The organism is Larsenimonas rhizosphaerae (assembly GCF_023700005.1).
GTDB classification, from domain to species: Bacteria; Pseudomonadota; Gammaproteobacteria; order Pseudomonadales; family Halomonadaceae; genus Larsenimonas; species Larsenimonas rhizosphaerae.
The window spans coordinates 941,096-963,378 of sequence record NZ_JAMLJK010000001.1 but is presented as its reverse complement, the minus strand read 5'-3'; the positions used below and the strand labels follow the sequence as shown (position 1 = coordinate 963,378).

Genomic DNA, 22,283 nt, shown 5'->3' with positions numbered 1-22,283 from the left:
GCATTGATGCAACGTTCAAAAGCGATCGCCATGGATGGCGCGCTGGCGACAGCCATTTCCTTTGGACCGGCCCGCATGGGCTTCGGTCTGTTTCTGCCACAGTTCAAGAATGCCTTTAATATTTCAACGCAACAGGCTGGCCTCATCGCCAGCTCCGGATTTGCAGGATTTTTTGCAGCACTTTTGCTGTCAGGCATTCTGGTATCAAGATGTGGTCCCAGATACGCGGTCGTCGTCGGTGCCTTCGCGGCGATGATCGGGATGTTCATGATCAGCGTATCTCAAAGCCCGATGTTTCTCACTGCCGGCGTGGTGGTGGCTTCCGCCAGTGCCGGGTTCTGCTGGTCACCGTTCAATAACGCTGCCCAGCGCGGCGTAGAAGAGCGCTATCAGGGGCGCACCCTGTCGATCATCAGTACCGGTACAACCGGTGGGATTGCACTCGCAGGCCTGATGGCCTTTTGCGTAGCCAGTACCGAACACGGCTGGCGAGCAGCGTGGCTGGTGTTTTCCGTTACTGCACTGATTGCCATCGTCATCAGTACCCTTGCTCTGGCGCGCCTGCCCAGTGAACCAAGCACCAATTACAGCCATCACGATGCCTCACTGAAACGCCTGCTGCATCACACGGCCTGGCCGCTGTACGGCATCGCCCTGTCGTTCGGGATCACCAACAGCATTTATCTATCCTTTGCAGTCAATCAGGTGGATCAGGCCGGGGGGCTGTCGGGTCTTGCAACCTCCCTGTCAGGGCCGGTGCTTTACATGAGTTTCGGCGCGGCAGGTCTGTTCGGGCTTGCCACGGCAGAACTACACCAGCGTCTTGGCATGCCCACACTGGTGGCTGGAATCTTTCTGGCGTCGATGCTCTCGCTGGTTCTGATCGGTATCACGCCAGCCTCCTGGCCGGGCATGCTGGCCTCCTCTGCCCTGCAGGGCATGTGCGTCATGATGCTCAGCGCCATTTTTTCCTTCTGGAGTGCTCGGCTTTTTCCGGCGCTGGCCACGGTGAGTCTGACCGCCGTGCTTGTCGTATTTGCGCTGGGCAATATTCTGGGGCCCGTGCTGGCCGGTCTGTTTCAAGGCGTAATGGACATGACGGGGGTATTTCTGATGGCAGGTGGGCTGTCGCTGGCGACTGCAGTGGTATTTCCACTGGCTTACCGGGTCATGTTCAACTCGCAACCCCGGTAGCCAGGGTTCTCACGCAGGAGCGACGCTTCCCCGTCGCTCCTGACGGGGAGACAGGCCAAACTGGCGACGATATTCGCGACTGAACTGGGAGGCACTTTCATAGCCCAGCGCCCGGGCAATGGTCGTAACGCTGTCCGGCCCATGCCACAAACGGTAGCGCGCTTCGCACAACCGCAACTGTTTCTGGTATTGCAATGGCGTCATATGAGTCGCGGCCTTGAAGTGATGATGCAGGGACGACACGCTCATGTGGACCTCGGCGGCAAGCGCTCCCATGACCAGCGGGCGATCATACTGGCGGCGGATCAACGCTATCGCCCGGGCTACCCGGGGCATGGGATGCTCCTTCTGCATGGTTCGACCAAGCCATCCCAGCTGGCCTTCCTGTATCAACCGGTAATACAGCTCGCGCTGGTACAGGGGTGCCAGCATCGGTATGTCCTCGGGAGTCTCCAGAAGCCCTGCCAGACGGCATATCGCGTCCAGCAGAACGGGGCCGAGGGGCTCAACCGACAGGGCCCGATCGGGCCCTTTGGCCGCATGCATGGGCAAAGCCGCCATATCCCGCAGGATGTCATCGACCAGGGCTGTATCGATATCGAGCCGGATGCCCAGGTAAGGAGCCTCTGGACTGGCCTCGACCACGTGCGCCAGCACCGGAATATCCATCGACGCCAGCAGGTAGTGCCCCGGATCATAGGAATAGGCCACGCCACCGGCCCACAGGGTTTTACGCCCCTGCGCCATCAGATTGAAGGCCGGTGTCTGCAGCAGATAATCCGGTGAGGTCGGCGCCGTCTGACGGTTGATGTAAAGCCCCGGCACCGCCGTTTCAAGCCGCCCCAGACGCTCTCCGGCAGCACTGGTGAGCATCCCGCACAGCGCCTTCTGCTGGCTAAAGGGCCTGCTATCTTCCAGCCTGACATTCATCCGTTACTCTCCTGTTGATCCGGCCGCCACTGTAGCGTGCCGGCCACGCCGTGACAGCTACCCTTGCAGGATCAGGCAAGAACTCTGCACCATCGCGCCAGCACTCCCACCGCAGGACAACCATACTGAGTCTCGTTACTTACCCTCACCGTTTCGGGAGTACCTCCTTATGCGTTACCGCACTCTTGGCAATACCGGCCTGTTTGTCTCCGAGCTGTGCCTTGGCACCATGACCTTTGGGGGCCAGGGTGAACTCTGGAGCAAGATCGGGCAACTGGGTCAGAAGGAATCAGAGGCCCTCGTCAAACAGGCGCTGGATGCCGGCATCAATTTCATTGATACCGCGGATGTGTATTCCGAGGGCGAATCGGAAAAACTGACCGGTCGGGCCCTCAGGAATCTCGGCATCCCGCGTGATGACGTCGTGGTGGCCACCAAGGTATTTGGCGCCACCGGCCAGGGCATCAATCAGCTCGGCAACTCTCGCTATCACATCATGGAAGGGGTCAAGGCCAGTCTCAAGCGCCTCGACATGGATCATATTGATCTCTACCAGATTCACGGCTTTGATCCCGCCACCCCGATCGAGGAAACCCTGCGCGCGCTCAATACTCTGGTCGAGCATGGCCATGTGCGCTACATCGGCGTCTCCAACTGGGCCGCATGGCAGATCATGAAGGCCCGCGGCATTGCCGACAAACAGGGCCTCGCACAGTTTCAATCCCTGCAGGCCTACTACACCCTGGCCGGTCGGGATCTCGAGCGGGAGATTGCACCCATGCTGCAATCAGAAGGCATGGGCCTGATGGTATGGAGCCCGTTGGCCGGCGGGCTGCTCAGCGGCAAGTATGACAGCGATGCGACCGGCAGCGACGGTCGCCGAGCCAGCTTTGATTTCCCGCCGGTCAATACGGACCGGGCCGGCAAGTGCATTGGCGTCATGCAGCAGATTGCCGAGAGCAAGGGCGTCAGCGTCGCGCAGATTGCCCTGGCCTGGCTGCTTCATCAGGACGTGGTGACCAGCGTGATCATTGGCGCCAAGCGTGAGACACAACTGGCTGACAACCTGGCCTCGGTTGATGTGAAACTAAGTCAGGAGGAGCTGGCACGCCTGGATACCGTTAGTGCACTGCCCACTGAATACCCGGGCTGGATGCTGGAACGCCAGGGCGGTTACCGAGGCAAACAGCTCACCGCCGAATAACAGCTTGAACCGACTGCTGACCTCGGCCGGGGCTCAGCAGTTGCCTTCGCAGGCATTAACGAGGTTTTCGAACGCCACGCTGAAATACAGCTCATAACTGTCCTTTTCCACATACCCCAGATGCGGTGTGGCCATCACATTGGGCAACGCCAGCAAGGGGTCGGTATCGGCTGTCGCCGGCTCCTGTTCAAAGACATCCAGCGCCGCCATCCGGCGCGGATGATCAATCAGCGCGTCATGCAGGGCACCTGGTTCAATCAATTCAGCCCGGCTGATATTGACCAGCAGGGCATCCGGTTTCATCCGGGCCAGATCCTGACGCGTTACCAGCCCACGTGTGGCCTCCACCAGCCGCAGGTGCAGCGACAGGACATCGACCTGACTGAAAAAGGCCTCGCGCGACTCGGCGCATGCCAGGCCATCGGCCTCGGCCCGGTGCTGTGCCGCCTGACTTCCCCACACCATGACCTGCATGCCAAAGGCCTGACCGTAACCCGCGATCCGCTGACCAATACGGCCATATCCCCAGATTCCCAGGGTACGACCGGACAGCACCCGCCCCAGCCCGGCAGGCTCCGCGCACTGCCATCGCCCCTGTTGCAGATGGGTAATGTAGGCCGGCAGATGACGCGAAGCCGCCATGATCAAGGCCCAGCAAAGCTCGGCCGGCGCCACGGGAGAGCCCCGCCCCTCCAGTACCTGAACACCGTACCGCTCACACAGGGCCACATCGATATGCTGGCTGACCCTGCCTGTCTGACTGATCAGTCGTAAATCAGGAAGCTGCGCCAACAGCGCTTCCGTAATGCAGGTTCGCTCCCGAATCAGCACCAGCGCCTCAACGCCCTGAAGTGCTTCTGCCAGCGCGTCAGCACTGTCAAACGGGCCTGAAAGAATTCTTACATCATGCCCATCAAGCAGTGACAGGCAATCCAGTTCCCTTACTACCTGCTGATAGTCATCAGGAATGGCTATCTTCATGTCATGGCCTCCGATACACCGTAAAAATGCCGCCCCGGATGGCTCATGCAGGTATGGGGCGACGCAGCGTCGGTGTGAATCGATATTAAAAAACCCGCGCCAGAGCGCGGGTTATCCGAGACGTCTACTGTCAGAATCAATCAGCTTTTCTGGGCTCGAACGCCGTCTTCGATACGCTGACCAATGGTGGCATCGATGTTTTTCCAGTACTCGAACACACGCGAGAGTACCGGCTCTTCCACGTCTGCCAGCACATGGCCGACCACGTTACTGACCAGGCGATCGCGAGCCGCATCGTCCATGACCTTGTTGACCAGATCATTGGCCTGGCTGAAGTCATCATCTTCCGGACGCAGTGTATAGGCTGCCCGAACAAACTCGCCGTCTGCCTGCCATACCGCGTCTTCCGGATAGGTATCTTCCTGCGCGACCGGACCGCCCTTGCTGTTGGGGGCATACACCGGATCACTGGTCTTGCGAATCCGCATTGCGCCGCCCTTGGCGTAGCTGTTCACTTCCGATTTCGGGGAATTGACCGGAATCTGCTTGTAGTTGACCCCCAGACGCGCCCGGTGAGCATCGGCATAGGAAATCACGCGCGCCAGCAGCATCTTGTCCGGTGAGAAGCCGGTGCCGGGCACGGAGTTGTTCGGCTCGAACGCAGCCTGTTCGATTTCACTGTGGAAATCCGTCGGATTGCGATCCAGCGTCAGCTTGCCGACCTTGATCAGCGGATAGTCGCTGTGCGGCCAGACCTTGGTCAGATCGAACGGATTGATACGGTAGGTTTTGGCATCCTCGAACGGCATGATCTGCATGTGCAGTGTCCAGGACGGGCAATCCCCCTTCTTGATCGAATTGAAGAGATCACGGCGATGGTAGTCCGGATCGACGCCATCCATCTTCACCGCTTCTTCCTGTGTCAGGCACTCGATGCCCTGGTCTGTCTTGAAGTGGTACTTGACCCAGAAGCGCTCGCTCTTGTCATTGACCCACATGTAGGTATGACTGGAGTAGCCATTCATGTGGCGCCAGGTCTTCGGAATACCGCGATCCCCCATCAGCCATGCCACCTGGTGCGCGGATTCCGGCGCCAGCGTCCAGAAGTCCCACTGCATGTCATGGTCACGCAGGCCGTTGTCGGCACGACGCTTCTGGGAATGAATGAAGTGCTGGAACTTCATCGGGTCACGGACAAAGAAGACCGGGGTATTGTTGCCCACCAGGTCAAAGTTGCCGTCTTCGGTATAAAACTTGACCGAAAAACCGCGAGGATCGCGCCAGGTATCCGGGCTGCCGCTTTCACCGGCAACCGTGGAAAATCGTGCAACCACCTCGGTTTTCACGCCCTTTTGCAGGAACTTCGCCCGTGTGTACTGGCTGACATCTTCAGTCACTTCAAAATGACCAAAGGCACCGCTGCCCTTGGCGTGCGGCTGACGGTCCGGGATCATTTCCCGGTTGAAGGCCGCCATCTGCTCCATCAGATAATGATCGTGAAGTACGATCGGGCCATCCGGGCCGACCGACAGCGAATTTTCCTGACTGGATACCGGAATACCGGCATCTGTTGTGGTGCGCTTTTGATCACTCATCAAGGTTTCTCCATTCGTGACGGTCATGGCGTCCTGCCATGTTGTTATTCACCCGACACGGCTCCATCGCTGCTGCCGGGCGTAGTAATCCATGCATATGACCGTGACTGTTCGAGCACCGGCATTCCGGTCGCTTCGAACAGGGCCTGCAGCAACGATAGCATCAATTTACACAAAGAAAAGTGGGCCCGAACGGGCCATTCGGAGGGCAGCAAAAATACAGTCTGGTCACACGTGAGAGGGAAAAACTGCGGCAACCCGCATGCCGACAGGGCTCAAACGCCCTTTTGATAAATTTTATATCTCAAAAATCACTCAAGGATAGTTTTTATAAATACGAGGTATGCAAAAGCCCAATCAAAAAACCCTCGAAATTCGGCCAGGTGTAGCTCGAATACCCCCATCTGCTGGTCCAGCCTCTTCGATCATGGGTCACATGTGCAGATTCAACGGCCTTCTTTGAAAAAACAGCGAGGATCAACAATACTTGCCTCATCCTGAAGAGCATGGCCTTCAGGTCCCATATTCCCTGCCTGCCCTGCTAGGCATGATCATTGATGTACGGGATCATAATGTGCTGAAGGTTTTCTCCTCCCCGGCCGGCCGGTCACGGTTCGGCGCGATAGTCTCGTGTCTTGCATTACTTGCTCTTTCCGGCTGCAGTTCGGCGCCGGGATTTCTCTGGCCGAACGGGCCGGTGGCCGATGCACAGCGCCAGCATCTCTGGCTGGTCATTGCGCTGGTCATGATTGTCGTACTCCCGGTATTCATTCTGACCCCGTGGCTCGTCTGGCGTTATCGCTACAAAAGCCAGGCGACCTATCGGCCCCGCTGGAGCTTTTCACTGTGGGTGGACGTACTGATATGGGGCGTACCTGTCGTGATCGTGGCCCTGCTTTCCGTGGCACTCTGGAAAAACACGATCAACCTTGATCCGTACAAGCCGATTGCATCCGACAAGCCGCCGCTCAGAATTCAGGTCATCGGGCTGGACTGGAAGTGGCTGTTCATTTATCCCGATCACCATATAGCCACCCTCGGGCAACTGGTGATTCCGGTCGACCGGCCAGTGTCGTTTACCCTGACCTCCGCCACGGTCATGCAGTCCTTCATTGTGCCGGCCCTGGGCGGCCAGATTGATGTCATGAACCGCATGGTTACCCGCCTCAACCTGATGGCAGACCACACCGGTGAATTCATGGGTCGCAACATGCAGTACAACGGCGAGGGCTTTTATGCGCAGCAATTCACGACCCGAGCGGTCAGCGACAGTGAGTTCGCGACCTTCATCGACCAGGTCACGACCCAGGGCCAGCCGCTGAATGCCCATGCCTGGGGTGTACTGAAGCAGCAGAACAACTGGAAGGACGTTGCTCGAATATTGAATGATGGCCTGCCGCCGCCGGCCCCCATGGTGGCCTTCAGCCAGCTTCCCGCATCGCTGTTTCAGGATGTGGCCCGCCATCAGCCGATTGCCTGGAACGGCAGCACCGCCACCGATACTTCCGGGAAGGATACCTCCCATCACGACAGGACACCGGCACAGTGACCCTATTTGGCGCGCCCCTGCTCGGGCGCATGACTCTGGATGCCCTGCCCTTCCGGGACATGGTGCAGCACCCCACGCGTGAAAATATCGTTAATGGCCTTATCGCCTCCGGCGCGGCCCTCATGGTGATACTGGCCGCCATCACGGTGCTGGGCCTGATCACCTGGTACGGCAAGTGGAAAACCCTGTGGTGTGACTGGCTGACCAGTGTCGATCACAAGAAGATCGGCATCATGTTCATCGTGATCGCTCTGGCCATGCTGGCTCGTGCACTGGTGGAGGCCTTTTTCATGCGTGCCCAGCAGGCGGTCGGGCTGGACGGCGGCTTTCTGTCGCCGGAGCATTACGGCCAGCTGTTTACCACCCACGGCACCATCATGATCTTTTTCATGGCAATGCCCTTCCTGACCGGCATCATCAACTACGTCATGCCGATGCAGATTGGTGCCCGGGACGTTTCCTTTCCGGTCATGAACTCGATCAGCCTGGGGCTTACCGCGGCCGGCGCGGCACTGGCCATGATCTCCCTGGTACTGGCACCCTTTTCAACCGGCGGCTGGACCGGCTACCCGCCCTTCACCGAACTGGCCGCCAATCCGGGGCCCGGCGTGGATTACTGGTTGTGGGCCATTACCCTGTCGACATTGTCATCGACCATGACCGGCATCAACTTTGCCGTGACCCTCTATAAAAAGCGCGCGCCAGGCATGGGGCTGATGCGCATGCCCCTGTTCTGCTGGACGGCGCTTTGCACCTCGATTCTGATGATTTTCGGCATGCCGCCGCTGACGGTGGCCACAGGGCTTCTGGCGCTGGACCGCTACCTTGACTTTCATATGTTCACCGCGGATCTCGGCGGCAACATGATGAACTATATCAACCTGTTCTGGGCCTTTGGCCACCCGGAGGTCTACATACTGATCCTGCCGGCCTTCGGTATCTATTCAGAAATATTTTCCACCTTTTCCGGCAAGCGGCTGTATGGCTATACGGCACTGGTCATCGCCACCATGGCCATTGCCGTGCTGTCCTTTACCGTATGGCTGCATCACTTTTTCACCATGGGCCAGAGCGCGCATATCAATGCCGTATTCGGTATTGCCACCATGCTGATCGGCATTCCTACCGGGGTGAAAATCTATGACTGGATGTTGACCATGTACCGCGGGCGTGTGCGCCTGACGGTACCGATGCTCTATGCCTGCGGATTTTTGATCCTGTTTTCGATCGGCGGGCTGTCGGGCATTATTCTGGCCACGCCTAGCATCGACTATCAGATCCACAACTCCCTGTTTCTGGTCGCCCACTTTCACAACATGCTGATACCGGGCCTGCTGTTCGGCATGCTGGCCGGATACACCTACTGGTTTCCCAAGGCCTTTGGCTTTCAGCTGGCTCCTCGCTGGGGCTACCGCGCCGCCTGGAGCTGGATCATTGGCTTCATGCTGGCCTTTTTTCCGCTGTATGCACTTGGGCTTCTGGGCATGCCGCGTCGTGCCCTGTCGTTTTTCAATCCGACCTACCTGCCCTGGACCATCTCGGCGCTGCTGGGTGCCGTGCTGATCCTGTTCGCCTTTTTCGGGCTGATCATGCAGCTGTGGCAGAGCATCAAACAGCGGGCTTCCCTTGCCGTGCCGATCGGCGACCCCTGGGATGGACGAAGCCTTGAATGGGCCATGCCCTCTCCTCCACCGGAATACAATTTCCCGGTGCTGCCCAGCATCAATAGCCATGATGCCTTCGCACGTCAGAAAGGCAGCGGACAGCACTATGAAACGCCGGAATATTATGAAGACATCGTCCTGCCGGCCAACACGGCCATGGGGGCAGCATTGGGCGGTGCCGGTTTTCTGATGGCCTTTGGCCTGACCTGGCACATGTGGTGGCTGGTCATCCTCGGGGCCGTGGCCGTACTGGTGTCACTTGTCGGACGCGGTTTCGTGCGTCAGACCACGCGGACCATTCCGGCGGCTGTGGTTGAGAATCAACACCGGGCATGGATGAATGCCGTGCTTGAAACCACACCGATTACTCGCGCCGACGAGCAGACACCTGCCAATCAGGGCCTGCCGGTATCCCCTCGGGAAGGAGCCGTACAATGACCCGTCAGACTGCCGCGTCCGACATACGCCATCCCGGCCTCAACCTCGGGGAGCCTCACAAGGAAGCCCATACGGCCAACGAAGAGCTGGCCTTCGGGTTCTGGGTCTTCATGATGAGCGACCTTATTGTGTTCGGGCTGCTGTTTGCCACCTATGCCACCATGCTGGGCGGTACCGCCGGTGGTCCCGGACCATCGGATGTGCTTGAACTCAAGGGGCCTTTCATCGAAACCATGCTGCTGCTGGCCAGCAGCTTTACCTTCGGCATGGCGTCTCTGGCGCTCAAGTACGAGCAGGGCAAACTCCGCCTGATCGGCTGGCTGCTGATTACCCTGCTGCTCGGGCTTGGGTTCATTGCCCATGAACTCATGGATTTTCAGAGCATGTTCAGCAAGGGCGGCGTGCCGAGCCGCAGTGGCTTTTTATCAGCCTTTTTCTCTCTGGTACCCCTGCACGGCCTGCACGTCACCGCGGCCTGCCTGTGGATGCTGGCCATTCTGGGGCAAATGGCTGTCTACGGGGTTGATACCAGTGTCAAGACCGGCCTGATGCGCCTGGCGATTTTATGGCACTTCCTCGATATCGTCTGGATCGGCATCTTTTCAGTGGTGTATCTCGGAGGGCTGAGCGGATGACAACACGGCAGACAACAGGCAACGAGGCATCGCCGGAGGACCGGGCGCAGGCACAGCGACGGGAATTCAGAAGCTATGTGATCGGCGGGGTGCTGGCACTGATATTGACGCTGATCCCCTTCGCACTGGTGGCCTTCACCCATCTTCCAGCGATAGCGACCTGGATCGTCATCGGGGAGTGCGCCATTATTCAGGTCGTCGTGCATTTTCGCTTTTTCCTGCACATCACCCTGGCCAGAAACACGCGGGAAGACCTGCAGCTGATCCTGTTCACCTTCCTGATCCTGTTGATCATGGTGGGCGGCACCCTGTGGATTCTCTTCAATCTCTACTACCGCATGATGCCGGACATGGTGCCGTAACGTACCTTCAGAATGTGACGGATAAAAAAAGCGCCCTGACGGGCGCTTTTTACATTCATGCAGTCCAGGGCAATCCAGTATCCCTCTAGCGGGATAAAAAGCGACTTCGCAACAGATCAATCAACTGACGCAGCCCCGGTGGGGACTGTCGCCTTCCCGGGTAGTACATGCCAAAGGGCGCACCAACAGAGGCCCATTCCGGCAGTACGATTTCAAGCTGGCCGTTCTGTACTTCCTTCTCGACACGCCACGCCAGGCAATACGCCAGCCCCACCCCTTCAATAGCCGACGCAATACTGTATTCCGTGTCATTGGAACTGACAGGGCCCGTCACGTCGAGCCGCACCAGGGCTTCATCATTACCAAGCTCCCAGGGCATCTGCCGGTTGTCACCGAGCCGCATCTGAATACACGGATAGCGCAGCAGATCCTCCGGGCTGGCCGGTCGGCCCATCAGATCCAGAAGCTCCGGCGACCCTACAACAACCCAGTCCAGCGGATCAGTCAGCGGCAGCGCCACCATGTCGCCGGGGACATGATCCAGATAGCGGATACCGGCATCAAACCCGCCGGCGACAATATCCACCGGGCGATCATCAACACATATGTCGAGAGTGATCTGTGAATAACGCTCAACAAAGGCAACGGTCGAGGGTGCAAGCAGCAGCCGCGCTGCATCACGGGGAACGTTGATCCGCAGCTGACCGACCGGATCGTGGCGCCAGGTATCCAGTGCACCCAGTGCATTGTTGATCAGGTCAAATCCTTCATTGAGCCGAGAAGCCAGCGCCTGGCCTGCCTGAGTAGGCAGCACCGATCGACTGGTGCGATTCAGAAGGCGCACCCCCAATCGCGTCTCAAGCCGCCGCAATCGGTGGCTCAACGCGGAAGTGCTGACGCCCAGTTCGATACCGGCGCGTGTAAAGTTGCCGTGGCGTACAATGGCCAGAAAGGCCTTGAGGTCACCCATGTCCGGCGATCCGCTGTGAGGCATTGTGTCTACCGCTCATCCCATCATTGAATTGAACTCAATGATAGCAGGGTCTTCAAGCAGGTATACTGCGTATCGCAGGGCCAGAAGCTCAGGACGAGTGTGGTAATACGGATGTTACGCTGTCCCTGCCCGCCTTTTATCGTTACCCCGCATGATCCCTCCGCAGCACTCTTCGCACGCTTATCTCCAGGAGCCATGGATGACGTATCTTCCAGCTGAGGACCGCTACGAGCGGATGCCCTATCGTCGATGTGGCCGATCCGGCCTGAAGCTTCCGGCCATTTCCCTTGGTCTCTGGCATAACTTCGGCCACGACAAGCCGCATGCCACCAAGCGCGAGATCTGCCGTACGGCCTTTGATCTGGGCATTACGCACTTTGACCTTGCCAATAACTACGGACCGCCGGCCGGCAGTGCCGAGGAAGCCTTTGGCGAGATTCTGCGGACGGATTTCAAGGGACTCAGGGACGAGCTGGTCATCTCATCCAAGGCAGGCTACGACATGTGGCCTGGTCCGTACGGCAACTGGGGCAGCCGCAAGTACCTGATGGCGTCCTGTGATCAGTCGCTCAAACGCCTTGGCGTCGATTACGTCGACATCTTCTACTCCCACCGTGTTGATCCGGAAACGCCGCTTGAAGAAACCATGGGGGCGCTGGATAGTCTCGTGCGTCAGGGCAAGGCCCTCTACGTGGGGATCTCTTCCTACGGTACCGAACGCACACGGGAAGCGGCAGCCATTCTGAAGGAACTGGGCACGCCCTGTCTGATCCATCAGCCCAGCTACAACATGATCAATCGCTGGATCGAGCAGGATGGCCTGAAAGACACCCTGCACGAGCTGGGTATCGGCTCCATCGCCTTTACGGCGCTGGCCCAGGGCATGCTGACCGACAAGTATCTGCAGGGAATCCCGGAAGGCTCCAGAGTGACGGAAGGCAAGTCGCTGTCGAGGGATATGCTTGACGAGCGAACCATCGAGCACCTGAACCGGCTCAATGATATTGCCGCACGTCGGGGCCAGAGCCTGGCGCAGATGGCCATTGCCTGGGTACTCAGAAATGAAGGCATCACTACCGCACTGATTGGTGCATCAAGTGCCGACCAGGTCCGCGACAGCGCAGCCGCCATCGACAACCTGTCATTCACTGAAGACGAGCTGGCCGAAATTGACCGCTACGCCGTGGATGCCGACATCAACCTGTGGAAGCCCTCCTCCGACGTCTGAGCGGCATGGTGATAGATACAACAACGGCCCCAGAGGGCCGTTGTTGTATACGAGCGTCACTGCCATCACATCCTGAACGATGCGCTGCCTATTCCATTACAAACATGAAGCGATCCCGCGTCCAGACAAGTTTCTCAAGATCCAGAGCTGTATCCTCCGGCCGCTCGAACAACATCTGGCGACCGCAACTTTCGGCTGGGGTAACAAATTCTTCCACCAGGTGGTAATACGGCCGATTGCAGTAATCATCAAACAGTAAACGTGTTCCCGGAGCGGCATTCAACAGGGACGTCAAAAAGCAGGCTACTCGAAACCGACCATCTACCAGCACCAGATCCGGTGAAATCCCCTCGGGCCACCAGCCATTGATGTAGTCCTCAAAGCGATCACGGTGCTTGTAGGACAGGGCGCGTCCCCAGTCGCCCACCGGGCCGGTGTCACAGTAACGAATGGTTGCTCGCTCGGGCATGCCAATATCGGTTCTGACGGAGACCGCCCAGCGCTCGTCACTTTCAACACTTTCAATCCTGGCACTGGTATGCCTTGCCATCCAGCGGGTTGACTGGCCGACACCGTATTCGCCATAACACTGTGACTCACTGGCAAGGCGCTTGAAAAGCGCATCGTCGCCGTCAAAAAGGCGATCTTCGTTCTCCAGCTTAACGATGGTAAATCCCATCGGTTCAAGCCTGACCTTGAGCTCATCAATCGTTAAATTTGCCATGCAGGTTCCTTTTTACGAACTGAGACACCCGTTACCAGAATCATCAAGTGACTGAGCGAAGTTGTTCCATGCTAGGTGAGCGCAATACAGGCTGATACAAGAAGAAGAACGCCAAAACACCGGCAAGTCTGACGATTGAAGCAGCAGGTAAAGCAGGATGAGTACTGAAAAGCCCACCGAGTGTGGGCTTTGTCAGGAACCATCAGATGTCGAGCATTCAGGAGGCGGCAGTTACCTCGGTATCGTCGTTCTCGTGCTCGGTCGTGGCAATCAGTGCGGTCCCCGCCAGATCACCTGTGACGTTGATGGCCGTGCAGCCCATTCCCACCAGCGCGTCGATGGACGTCAGCAGGGCGACGGTTTCGATCGGCAGACCTACCTGTGTAAAGACCGTGGCAATCATGACGATGCCGGCACCCGGCACCCCTGCCGTGCCAACGGAAATCAGCGTACCCAGCAGGACAATATCAACCATCTGGGACAAGCTCAGCGGCACCCCCATGACATTGGCTGCAAAAACGGCCGACACGGCAATGCGAATGGCTGCGCCATCCATGTTGATGGTAGCCCCCAGAGGCAGGCTGAACCCGTAAAGGCCTTGTGGCAGCGAAAGCCGACGTGCCGCATCAAGCGTCAGAGGCAACGTACCGGAACTGCTTTGCGTGGCAAAGGCAGTCGCCATGGGCGTTCGAGCTGCTTTGAAGAAAGCACCGACGCGCACTCCAAATCCAGCCATCAATATCCCGTAGACCACCAGTTGCAGAGCCAGCGCCACGTAAAGCACCAGAATCATGTCCCCCAGCGACAACAGCGTGGATACGCCCTGCTTTCCCACGGTTTCAGCGACAATGGCAAACACGCCAATGGGTACATAATGCAGCACCCCATCCATCACCTTGAGGGTCAGTACATTCAGCCCTTCGACACCCTGATAAAGCCGCTCTGCCAGCGCGCCATGGGTCTCGCTGCGGCGTAGCTCAAGCAGCGCCAGCCCGAAGACCACTGCGGTAAAGATGATACCCAGCAGGTTCGGCCCGGCTATCGCCTCGACAATATTGGCAGGCACAATCGACAGCAACACATGGAAAAATCCGGGATTATCCGGCACCGAGACCTGAGCACCATCACCCAACACCATGCCCTCACCGGGCTGAAGCACGGAAGCCACGGCCAACCCGACCATCATGGCCAGGGCAGTACTGATGACATAGTAAAGCAGAACCTTGCCGCCCATACGCCCTGCACGGCCCGACTCGATCTGGTTGATGCCACTGACCAGCGTGAACAGTACGATGGGCACGATCAGAAACTGCAGCAACCGCAGCAGTAAATCGCCCAGTGGAGCCAGCCAGTCGGCAGCGGTGTCGCCGCCCAGAAACCCGACCGCCAGGCCCAGTACCAGCGCGAGCGTTACTCGCAGAATCAATGATGCCTCGAAATAAGGGCGCATCATCTTCGTTAATACCTTCATGTCTGCATCCTGTTAACGACCGGAAAATCCATGTTATTCCCTCCCTGCCCTCGGCTGGCACGCCGCACGGCTCAGCGTAAACCCGGCAAGTGATCCGGCCCGCGTTCCCGTGTGCAGCCAGTCCGCCAGTGTATCTCCCAACGCGCAGGCAAACTTGAAACCATGGCCTGAAAACCCGCCGGCCATCACCAGCCCCGGCATCACCTCGTCAATCAGAAAATGCTCATCCGGCGTACGGATGTACTGACAGACCGCGCCATGGCGCAGCGCACCAACACCAGGCAGATAACGATCGATCACCTGCTGAAGCTCGGCCATATCCTCGTCATGGCCACCGAACGGGGCCAGAGGCACCCCGGGTTGAACCGTCTGCCCCTGATCGTGACGGCCCATCTTGAAGCCGGCACCGTTCAGATCCGGAAAGCCATAATAAATACCACGCTCCGGGTCGGTCAGACTGAAACCCGGAAAGCAGTCCGGCTGATACCGGGCATCAGCGTCAAACCAGGCAAACGTCTTGCGTACACGGGTCAGGGGAACATGAATGCCTAATGGCGTCAGCAGCGGCTCGATATGCTGACCGGCCGCCAGAAGCACTCGTTCCGCCGTAAAACGGCGGCCATCGGCGCATACCGCAGTAGCTCCCCCACCCTGCAGGGGCTCCAGAGCGATCACGGAAGCATTCGTCGTCAACGTGACGTGACGGGCACGCTCGATGCGGGCGCGCCAGGCCGCCACGATGCGCTCGACCCACAGCACGCCGGCCCGGTGTTCCACGGCGGCCGTCCAGTCAGTATTTATCTGCCAGCCCGGGAACCGACGGCGGGCCGTGTCCCCGGCCAGGACGGTCAGAGGAAGTCCGTACTCACGGGCGCTGGCCTGAACCTGTTGAATGAAGGGTACATCAGACGGCCCCATGTTGATGACGCCACAGGGCAACAACAACGACGCCCCCGTCTCCTGCTCCAGCTGTTGCCACCCGGCCCAGGCCTGCTCGGCCAGTCCGACGTATCCACTGCCCTCGCCGTAAGCCAGTCGAATCAGCCGAGTCTCTCCGTGATGGGCGCCGTGGGAATGCGGCGGGCAGTGCGCGTCCAGAACCTGGATCGATTCGGCACCTGCCCGCACAAGGGCATCGGCAGCGGCCAGTCCCATGCTGCCGCCCCCGATGATCAAATGGCGTGAAGCGTGTTGCGTCTGTGTCACGGTGGTGCCGTCCTCTGGCCAGTAGAAAAGGGCTGTCAGTATAACGGCACCCCGGCGGTGAGACGAAAAACGCCCGGCTCACTGGCCGGGCGCTTGAACGCTGCGGAGTATCAGCCCCTTTTATCTTCGGTTCGAGTCTCGAAGTCGCTGGCCTCATGACGCTCGTGCAGCTGCGTATGGAGCTCGCCGAAGGTTCGGTTGACCATGCGACCGCGCTGGACGGCTGGACGTTCATCAATCTCACGGGCCCAGCGCTGTACGTGTTCATAGTCCTGCACCTGCAGGAATTCGGCCGCATCATAGAGCCGACCCAGCGCCAGCTGACCATACCAGGCCCAGACGGCGATATCGGCGATGGTATACATGTCACCAGCCAGATAACGGTGCTCGGCCAGACGACGGTTCAGTACATCCAGCTGACGCTTGGTTTCCATCGTAAAGCGATCAATCGCGTACTCGATCTTGACCGGCGCGTAGTTATAGAAGTGGCCAAATCCACCGCCCAGATAGGGCGCACTGCCCATCTGCCAGAAGAGCCAGTTCATGGTTTCGGTGCGGTGCTGAATATCTCCGGGCAGGAACTCGTCGAACTTTTCAGCCAGATAAAGAAGGATTGAACCGGACTCGAAGATCCGGACCGGCGCCTCACCACTGTGATCCATAAGCGCCGGGATCTTGGAGTTGGGATTGATGTCCACAAACCCGCTGCCGAACTGATCTCCCTCACCAATGTCGACCAGCCAGGCATCGTATTGCGCGCCTTCATAGCCCAGTGCCAGCAGCTCCTCGAACATTACGCCGGCCTTGACGCCGTTGGGGGTGGCCAGCGAGTACAACTGAAACGGGTGCCGACCGACCGGTAGCTCCCGGTCATGCGTGGGCCCGGCAACAGGCCGATTGGTACCGGCAAACTTGCCGCCACTTTGCTTTTCCCAGGTCCAGACTTTTGGCGGTGTATAATCGTCGCTCATGGCGCCCTCTTTAGCGGAGTAATTTCATGCCTGCTAACAGGCAGGGTATCGTGTCCAAAGCTAGAATGGTTCAGGACATGTCGCCAGTCCGACATTCAACGTCCTGTGAACACCTCGACGCGTTCCGGTGGTCTGGCGAAATCACCTGCCTGATGCCATCCACTTAAAACCGGTCCCCGCCCTTGAAGTAGCCAATGATTGATTGAACGGACTGACCGGGTACCTGCCTGTCTGCAACGTCAGGCGCACGCTCGAGGTCGTCATGTACGGGATGTACAAGAGGCCTGCCCTGGCCTCCCCCTGCGCAGGGGGCCGCCACACTCGCCAGACACCAACGGGCTGCCATGATGCAGGCCCTGTCATTCACCCATGCAACGCCGTCACCGGCCGCTGAAAGGATTCCCATGTTTCGCTGGTTTGAACAACGCCTTGATCCCTTCCCGCCCGACGAGCCTCGGCGCCCGCCGGCCAGCCTGCTGGCCTTTTGCCTGCACTACACCAAAGGAGCCTGGCCGTATCTGGCCGTCGCTACCGTATTGATGGTGGCCATTGCCGCCATCGAGGTCTGGCTGTTCAGTTTTGTCGGACAGATCGTCGACTGGCTCAGCACTCAGGACCGTCAGACCTTCCTGGCCGATCAGGGCTGGGCACTGGCCGGTATGGGAGCGCTGATACTGATCGTGCTGCCGGCGCTGGTCGTTTTGCACTCCCTGTTCAACCATCAGACATTGATGGGCAACTTTCCCATGCGTATTCGCTGGCTGGCGCATCGCTACCTGCTCAGACAGGCCATGCCGTTTTATCAGGATGAATTTGCCGGACGCATCGCGACCCGCGTCATGCAGACAGCACTCGCCGTACGCGAGTGCGTCATCAAGCTGTTTGATGTGCTCAACTACGTGGTCGTCTATTTCATTGGCACCCTGGTGCTGGTGGCCAGCGCCGACTGGCGGCTGGCTGTTCCCCTGCTGATCTGGCTGGTCGGCTACGTCATCCTGCTGCGCATCTTTGTACCGATCATGAGCCGTGTTTCGGAATCGCAGGCCGATGCACGTTCACAGATGACCGGCCGTATCGTCGACAGCTACAGCAACATTCAGACCCTCAAGCTGTTTTCCCATGCACGCCGTGAAGCCGACTTTGCCCGTGAGGGAATGAGTGCCTTCATGACCACCGTGCATCGGCAAATGCGGCTGGTGACCGGGCTGTACGGCCTGCTGTATGTCCTGAATGCCCTGCTGCTGTTTGCCATCGGGGCGCTGGCCATCCGGCTGTGGCTTCAGGAGGCGATTACCGTGGGAGCCATTGCCGTGGCACTGGGACTGGTAATGCGGCTGTGGGGCATGTCGCAATGGATCATGTGGGAAGTTTCCAGCCTGTTTGAAAATATCGGTACCGTTCAGGACGGCATGACCATGCTGTCCCGGCCTCACGAGGTGGAAGACAGTCAGGACGCCCCGCCGCTCTCCCTCACCCGGGGTGAAATCGTGTTTGACCATCTGCAGTTTCACTATGGCAAGGGCAACGGCGTCATCGATGACCTTTCCCTGACCATCGCCCCGGGTGAAAGGATCGGTCTGATCGGCCCATCCGGAGCCGGCAAGTCGACCCTCGTGAACCTTCTGCTGCGTTTTTATGATGTCGAAGGCGGCAGCATTCGCATTGATGGCCAGAACGTGGCCGCCGTGAACCAGGAAAGCCTGCGGGCCAGAATCGGCATGGTGACTCAGGACACGGCACTGCTGCACCGCTCGATTCGAGACAACCTGGCGTATGGTCGTCCCGATGCCAGTGAACAGGAACTGTGGCAGGCCGCCGGCGAAGCCCACGTGGCAGACTTCATCGCGGGACTCAAGGACAGCGAAGGCCGGGAAGGCATGGATGCCCATGTCGGAGAGCGCGGGGTGAAACTGTCCGGCGGCCAGCGCCAGCGCCTGGCCATCGCCCGCGTCATCCTGAAGAATGCTCCGATCCTGATCCTGGACGAAGCCACCTCGGCACTGGACTCCGACGTTGAAGCCGCCATTCAGGACAATCTGGATCATCTGATGGAAGGCAAGACGGTCATTGCCATTGCCCACCGACTCTCTACCATCGCAGCGATGGACCGGCTGGTCGTCATGGAAGGGGGCCATATTGTCGAGCAGGGCTCTCACCAGCAACTGCTGGCGAAGGACGGTTTGTATGCCCGGCTATGGCGTCGCCAGTCCGGCGGCTTTCTGGACACTGACCACCAGGGGAACCTGGATGACGGTCCCGAGTAGCCTCACGGCAACGCGCGCAGGCCGGAACAGTCCCATCATGAAAATGGCCTCCCGAGGGAGGCCATTCATTATTCCGGTACAGCACTCCAACACAGGCTCATGAAGAGCGGGACGTATCAGAACTGACCGTAGCGCTGGACTCATAGGTATAGTCATCATCCAGTACATGCTCGGGATCATTCAGCTCCCCACGGACAAAGGCCAGCAGCCGCTCATCGGCCTCCTTGTCCCTGGCCTTCGCGTCAAACCGATGGCGAATGACAATGCGGGCACGCTGGTGATTAAAGAGCCCGCCCAGCATGAAAAAGGCACTGCCGATCAAGAAAAGCCAGGCCAGAAACGACAGCAGTTGCGCACGATCACTGGCACTTTCATAACTCCAGATGTACGGCACCGACCCCACGACAAACAGCACGGACCCTACAATGAAGGTCACGGCGGTGAGGTTCATCAATTGCAGGGTCAACAGCGCCGATGCCCGAATCACCATCATGACGTTCAGGCTGGCCCCGATCAAAAACAGTACGGAGCCGATCACGAAAAGCCAGGCGCCAGGCACAACCCAGTGCCACCAGGAAAGAAAGAACAGGCTGCCGATGGCGTACAGTATCGTCCCGACGATATAGATCCCGAGCGCGGCCGACTCCAGTATCCGGGAAGGCGATACCCGCCGGCGGTTCCAGAAACGACGAACCTCAATCACATCGTGTGCCTGGACGACCAGGTACACCAGCGAGCCCACGAAAAACAGCCAGGCACCAATATCCTTCCAGGCCTCGAAGCGAGGAAAGAACATGATGCTGCCCACAATGAACATGACGCCGCCCAGCTCGTACAGCACCGCATTGATGCCTTCCCACCGGTAGTCCCTGTTCAGGTCATGAGCCCCGCGCCCGGGGCGCGAAGTGCGTGGACGATCAGTAAAAAGATGCGGCATGTCGGATATCACTTTGAAAAACGATAGCGAAGTGTAGTTGCCCGAGGCGGGTCGCATCCATGGCGCAGACAAAAAGTAATATGGCGGGGAGATGAACATGACACCGGCCGACACGGAGAAGCCCGGCCGCGATACATCGTCGGCCGGGCCTCGGGCAGGTCGTGTCATAACATCATGTGACACATCGATCAGCCCTGTCTCATGCGCCTCGTGCACCGGTATGGAGTGTGTAGATGGACCGGCTGGCAGCCATCAGCAGCTGGTTGCGCTTTTCCCCGACAAAACAGACATTGCCACAGACCTCCGGCAGCAGGACCCGGCCGATCAACGTGCCATCCGGGGCGAACACGGCAACGCCATCCGACCCCTCGCCTCCCGAGGTGGCCGCCCAGATATTGCCATCCTCATCGGCAGCCAGGCCGTCGTACTGCTCCTTGATACTTTGCGTCAGAACCTTGCCACCGGACAGCGACTGGCCGTTCTGCTCAATGGTAAACCGGGTGATGGTCGCGGGATGGTCCTTGAAATGAGACGGCGCCGTATCGCTGACATACAGGGTCTTGCCATCAGCCAGCAGGGCCACGCCGTTGGGCTTTTTAAGCGTATCGTTCAAAAGCCGCGGCTCGTCCATCCCGTCATTGATGAAATATACCGCCGGGGCCAGCTCCAGTGGCCGCTTTTTGCCCTCATAGTCAGCGTGAGCGCCATACCCCGGGTCGGTAAAGATGATTCCCCCTTCCGGCAGGGCTACCAGATCATTGGGTGCATTGAGCGGCTTGCCATTGAACGTTGAGGCCAGCACCGTCACCGAGCCATCCCACTCATAACGCACTACCCGGGGAGGCGCGTGTTCGCAGGCCACCAGCCGGCCTTGGTGATCGAAGGTATTCCCGTTTGAATGGCCTACCCCTTCGCGCAGGACGGAGACCTGCCCGGTGACCTCATCCCAGCGCATCTGACGGGCACGCGGGATATCACTGAACACTGCGTAACGCCCCACGGCGTTCCATGCCGGACCTTCCAGCCACAGCCCGCCACTCCACTGGCGCTCCAACGGCGCGTTGAAGAGGTAATACGCTTCAAAGCGTTTATCGATGACCTTCCATGCCTTGTCCGGATAGCGGCTCGGCTGGGGCTCGGAGGTGGCGGCCCAGGCAGAAGGCAGGGCTGCAGAGGCAGCAAGCGCGGCAGAAGCAGCAAGAAAGTGGCGGCGCGGAAAAGACATGAAGGCTCCTTTGAATCAATGATGCGGGAACAGGCCGCGGGTAATGAAACACAGGCACCGGCAATACCGGTGGTATGCGTTTCGGTTCCATCAGGCACATATGACAAAGGCTGACCCCATGCGGGAATCAGCCTTTTTGAATTTACCACCCCTGTCACTTTCAGACAGGTTCATGCACATCAAACAACACTCATCACTCTGTTACGTCACGCGTAGTGAAATCGCTCGATACGATCCCGAATTGCCGATTCAGGGCCAATCAGCTCACGAAGTTCTCCTTCCGTCAGACCAATCTCGCTGTGTCGCTCGGCAATGGTGGAATAGCTTTCACCATGACGTATGGCATCTTCGACCAGCATGGACAGTTCCTTGCGGTCATCCAGCGCAACGTGGTCAAAGTGATGGCCGGACCGCTGATGCTCAAGCGACAGCTCCTTCCGACAGCGCTTGAGCAGCTGGTCGGTGACAAACGGCGTGCGTTGCATGACTTCACCTCCTCGTTGACGTATGACTGAAAGCTAGAACTACCGTTGGCACCGGGCCATCACTCTTTAGGCGTATACCCGTTCAGTCATGGAGCCATATCCAAAGCGGCATCCAGAGGCCCATCAGGATCATCGGTTCAGGAACATGGTCGAAAACTGCTCCACGTCCTGCGGCGTCTGCCCCTCAGCAGGGGCATTGATATTGCAATGAACCACTCAGGCAGGC

The 22,283-nt window shown here is 58.7% G+C and carries 19 protein-coding genes; 8 read left to right on the top strand and 11 right to left on the bottom strand.

Annotation, left to right across the window (positions count from 1 at the left end):
• The first annotated feature begins 6 nt into the window (after positions 1-6).
• Entirely contained in the window at positions 7-1,194 is a 1,188-nt protein-coding gene (locus NAT21_RS04300; RefSeq protein WP_250935986.1) for an MFS transporter, read from the top strand.
• A 9-nt stretch (positions 1,195-1,203) separates the two neighbouring features.
• Here NAT21_RS04300 and NAT21_RS04295 read toward each other — a convergent pair whose 3' ends face one another.
• Positions 1,204-2,124, bottom strand: coding sequence for an AraC family transcriptional regulator (locus tag NAT21_RS04295; RefSeq protein WP_250935984.1), 921 nt, complete (start codon positions 2,122-2,124; stop codon positions 1,204-1,206).
• A gap of 169 nt (positions 2,125-2,293) precedes the next feature.
• Here NAT21_RS04295 and NAT21_RS04290 point away from each other — a divergent pair, with 169 nt between their 5' ends.
• Positions 2,294-3,328, top strand: a complete 1,035-nt coding sequence (locus NAT21_RS04290; protein ID WP_250935982.1) for an aldo/keto reductase — start codon at positions 2,294-2,296, stop codon at positions 3,326-3,328.
• Between the two features lie 33 nt (positions 3,329-3,361).
• On the opposite strand, the gene NAT21_RS04285 is transcribed toward NAT21_RS04290, so the two are convergent.
• Together NAT21_RS04285 and NAT21_RS04280 are read right to left on the bottom strand one after the other, a co-directional pair.
• Positions 3,362-4,309, bottom strand: a complete 948-nt coding sequence (locus NAT21_RS04285; protein WP_250935980.1) for a D-2-hydroxyacid dehydrogenase family protein — start codon at positions 4,307-4,309, stop codon at positions 3,362-3,364.
• A gap of 140 nt (positions 4,310-4,449) precedes the next feature.
• Positions 4,450-5,904, bottom strand: a complete 1,455-nt coding sequence (locus NAT21_RS04280) for a catalase (protein ID WP_250935978.1) — start codon at positions 5,902-5,904, stop codon at positions 4,450-4,452.
• Positions 5,905-6,391: 487 nt separating this feature from the next.
• Between NAT21_RS04280 and NAT21_RS04275 the strand changes: the two genes are divergently transcribed.
• Genes NAT21_RS04275 through cyoD form a run of 4 tightly spaced genes read left to right on the top strand, consistent with a single transcriptional unit; the run spans position 6,392 to position 10,552 of the window.
• Positions 6,392-7,453 carry a cytochrome c oxidase subunit II gene (locus NAT21_RS04275; protein WP_250935976.1) on the top strand — a complete coding sequence of 354 codons (1,062 nt, stop codon included), beginning with the start codon at positions 6,392-6,394 and terminating at the stop codon, positions 7,451-7,453.
• Positions 7,450-9,555, top strand: a complete 2,106-nt coding sequence (locus tag NAT21_RS04270; protein WP_250935974.1) for a cbb3-type cytochrome c oxidase subunit I — start codon at positions 7,450-7,452, stop codon at positions 9,553-9,555. Before NAT21_RS04275 ends, NAT21_RS04270 begins: the two co-directional genes overlap by 4 nt.
• Entirely contained in the window at positions 9,552-10,190 is a 639-nt protein-coding gene (locus NAT21_RS04265) for a cytochrome c oxidase subunit 3 (protein WP_250935972.1), read from the top strand. The genes NAT21_RS04270 and NAT21_RS04265 overlap by 4 nt, the downstream gene beginning before the upstream one ends.
• Positions 10,187-10,552 (top strand): cytochrome o ubiquinol oxidase subunit IV, encoded by a 366-nt coding sequence (gene cyoD / locus NAT21_RS04260; RefSeq protein WP_250935971.1) that lies wholly within the window; start codon positions 10,187-10,189, stop codon positions 10,550-10,552. Before NAT21_RS04265 ends, cyoD begins: the two co-directional genes overlap by 4 nt.
• 85 nt (positions 10,553-10,637) lie before the next feature.
• Here cyoD and NAT21_RS04255 read toward each other — a convergent pair whose 3' ends face one another.
• The gene (locus tag NAT21_RS04255) at positions 10,638-11,522 is read right to left on the bottom strand and encodes a LysR family transcriptional regulator (protein ID WP_250935970.1); all 885 of its coding nucleotides are present in this window, start codon (positions 11,520-11,522) and stop codon (positions 10,638-10,640) included.
• 223 nt (positions 11,523-11,745) lie between these two features.
• Here NAT21_RS04255 and mgrA point away from each other — a divergent pair, with 223 nt between their 5' ends.
• Entirely contained in the window at positions 11,746-12,774 is a 1,029-nt protein-coding gene (gene mgrA, locus NAT21_RS04250; protein WP_250935969.1) for an L-glyceraldehyde 3-phosphate reductase, read from the top strand.
• Between the two features lie 88 nt (positions 12,775-12,862).
• On the opposite strand, the gene NAT21_RS04245 is transcribed toward mgrA, so the two are convergent.
• The 4 genes from NAT21_RS04245 to yghU form a co-directional block, all read right to left on the bottom strand.
• Entirely contained in the window at positions 12,863-13,498 is a 636-nt protein-coding gene (locus tag NAT21_RS04245; protein ID WP_250935968.1) for a hypothetical protein, read from the bottom strand.
• A gap of 217 nt (positions 13,499-13,715) precedes the next feature.
• Positions 13,716-14,969 (bottom strand): dicarboxylate/amino acid:cation symporter, encoded by a 1,254-nt coding sequence (locus NAT21_RS04240; RefSeq protein WP_250935967.1) that lies wholly within the window; start codon positions 14,967-14,969, stop codon positions 13,716-13,718.
• Positions 14,970-15,002: 33 nt separating this feature from the next.
• Complete coding sequence (gene solA / locus NAT21_RS04235) at positions 15,003-16,175, bottom strand: N-methyl-L-tryptophan oxidase (RefSeq protein WP_250935966.1); 1,173 nt, start codon at positions 16,173-16,175, stop codon at positions 15,003-15,005.
• Positions 16,176-16,285: 110 nt separating this feature from the next.
• Positions 16,286-17,146, bottom strand: coding sequence for a glutathione-dependent disulfide-bond oxidoreductase (gene yghU / locus NAT21_RS04230; RefSeq protein WP_250935965.1), 861 nt, complete (start codon positions 17,144-17,146; stop codon positions 16,286-16,288).
• A gap of 404 nt (positions 17,147-17,550) precedes the next feature.
• Between yghU and NAT21_RS04225 the strand changes: the two genes are divergently transcribed.
• On the top strand, positions 17,551-19,410 hold the full coding sequence (locus NAT21_RS04225) for an ABC transporter ATP-binding protein (protein ID WP_250935963.1): 1,860 nt from the start codon (positions 17,551-17,553) through the stop codon (positions 19,408-19,410).
• A 97-nt stretch (positions 19,411-19,507) separates the two neighbouring features.
• Here NAT21_RS04225 and NAT21_RS04220 read toward each other — a convergent pair whose 3' ends face one another.
• From NAT21_RS04220 to NAT21_RS04210, 3 genes are all read right to left on the bottom strand, one after another.
• Positions 19,508-20,347 (bottom strand): YrhK family protein, encoded by an 840-nt coding sequence (locus NAT21_RS04220; protein WP_250935961.1) that lies wholly within the window; start codon positions 20,345-20,347, stop codon positions 19,508-19,510.
• Positions 20,348-20,546: 199 nt separating this feature from the next.
• On the bottom strand, positions 20,547-21,572 hold the full coding sequence (locus NAT21_RS04215; RefSeq protein WP_250935959.1) for an SMP-30/gluconolactonase/LRE family protein: 1,026 nt from the start codon (positions 21,570-21,572) through the stop codon (positions 20,547-20,549).
• Positions 21,573-21,778: 206 nt separating this feature from the next.
• Positions 21,779-22,057, bottom strand: a complete 279-nt coding sequence (locus tag NAT21_RS04210; protein ID WP_250935957.1) for a hypothetical protein — start codon at positions 22,055-22,057, stop codon at positions 21,779-21,781.
• Positions 22,058-22,283 lie beyond the last annotated feature (226 nt).

Coding starts and splice junctions, on each gene's coding strand:
- NAT21_RS04300 (WP_250935986.1), top strand. CDS start 7: ATGCAACGTTCAAAAGCGATCGCCATGGATGGCGCGCTGGCGACAGCC.
- NAT21_RS04295 (WP_250935984.1), bottom strand. CDS start 2,124: ATGAATGTCAGGCTGGAAGATAGCAGGCCCTTTAGCCAGCAGAAGGCG.
- NAT21_RS04290 (WP_250935982.1), top strand. CDS start 2,294: ATGCGTTACCGCACTCTTGGCAATACCGGCCTGTTTGTCTCCGAGCTG.
- NAT21_RS04285 (WP_250935980.1), bottom strand. CDS start 4,309: ATGAAGATAGCCATTCCTGATGACTATCAGCAGGTAGTAAGGGAACTG.
- NAT21_RS04280 (WP_250935978.1), bottom strand. CDS start 5,904: ATGAGTGATCAAAAGCGCACCACAACAGATGCCGGTATTCCGGTATCC.
- NAT21_RS04265 (WP_250935972.1), top strand. CDS start 9,552: ATGACCCGTCAGACTGCCGCGTCCGACATACGCCATCCCGGCCTCAAC.
- cyoD (WP_250935971.1), top strand. CDS start 10,187: ATGACAACACGGCAGACAACAGGCAACGAGGCATCGCCGGAGGACCGG.
- NAT21_RS04255 (WP_250935970.1), bottom strand. CDS start 11,522: ATGGGTGACCTCAAGGCCTTTCTGGCCATTGTACGCCACGGCAACTTT.
- mgrA (WP_250935969.1), top strand. CDS start 11,746: ATGACGTATCTTCCAGCTGAGGACCGCTACGAGCGGATGCCCTATCGT.
- NAT21_RS04245 (WP_250935968.1), bottom strand. CDS start 13,498: ATGGCAAATTTAACGATTGATGAGCTCAAGGTCAGGCTTGAACCGATG.
- NAT21_RS04240 (WP_250935967.1), bottom strand. CDS start 14,969: ATGAAGGTATTAACGAAGATGATGCGCCCTTATTTCGAGGCATCATTG.
- yghU (WP_250935965.1), bottom strand. CDS start 17,146: ATGAGCGACGATTATACACCGCCAAAAGTCTGGACCTGGGAAAAGCAA.
- NAT21_RS04225 (WP_250935963.1), top strand. CDS start 17,551: ATGTTTCGCTGGTTTGAACAACGCCTTGATCCCTTCCCGCCCGACGAG.
- NAT21_RS04220 (WP_250935961.1), bottom strand. CDS start 20,347: ATGCCGCATCTTTTTACTGATCGTCCACGCACTTCGCGCCCCGGGCGC.
- NAT21_RS04215 (WP_250935959.1), bottom strand. CDS start 21,572: ATGTCTTTTCCGCGCCGCCACTTTCTTGCTGCTTCTGCCGCGCTTGCT.
- NAT21_RS04210 (WP_250935957.1), bottom strand. CDS start 22,057: ATGCAACGCACGCCGTTTGTCACCGACCAGCTGCTCAAGCGCTGTCGG.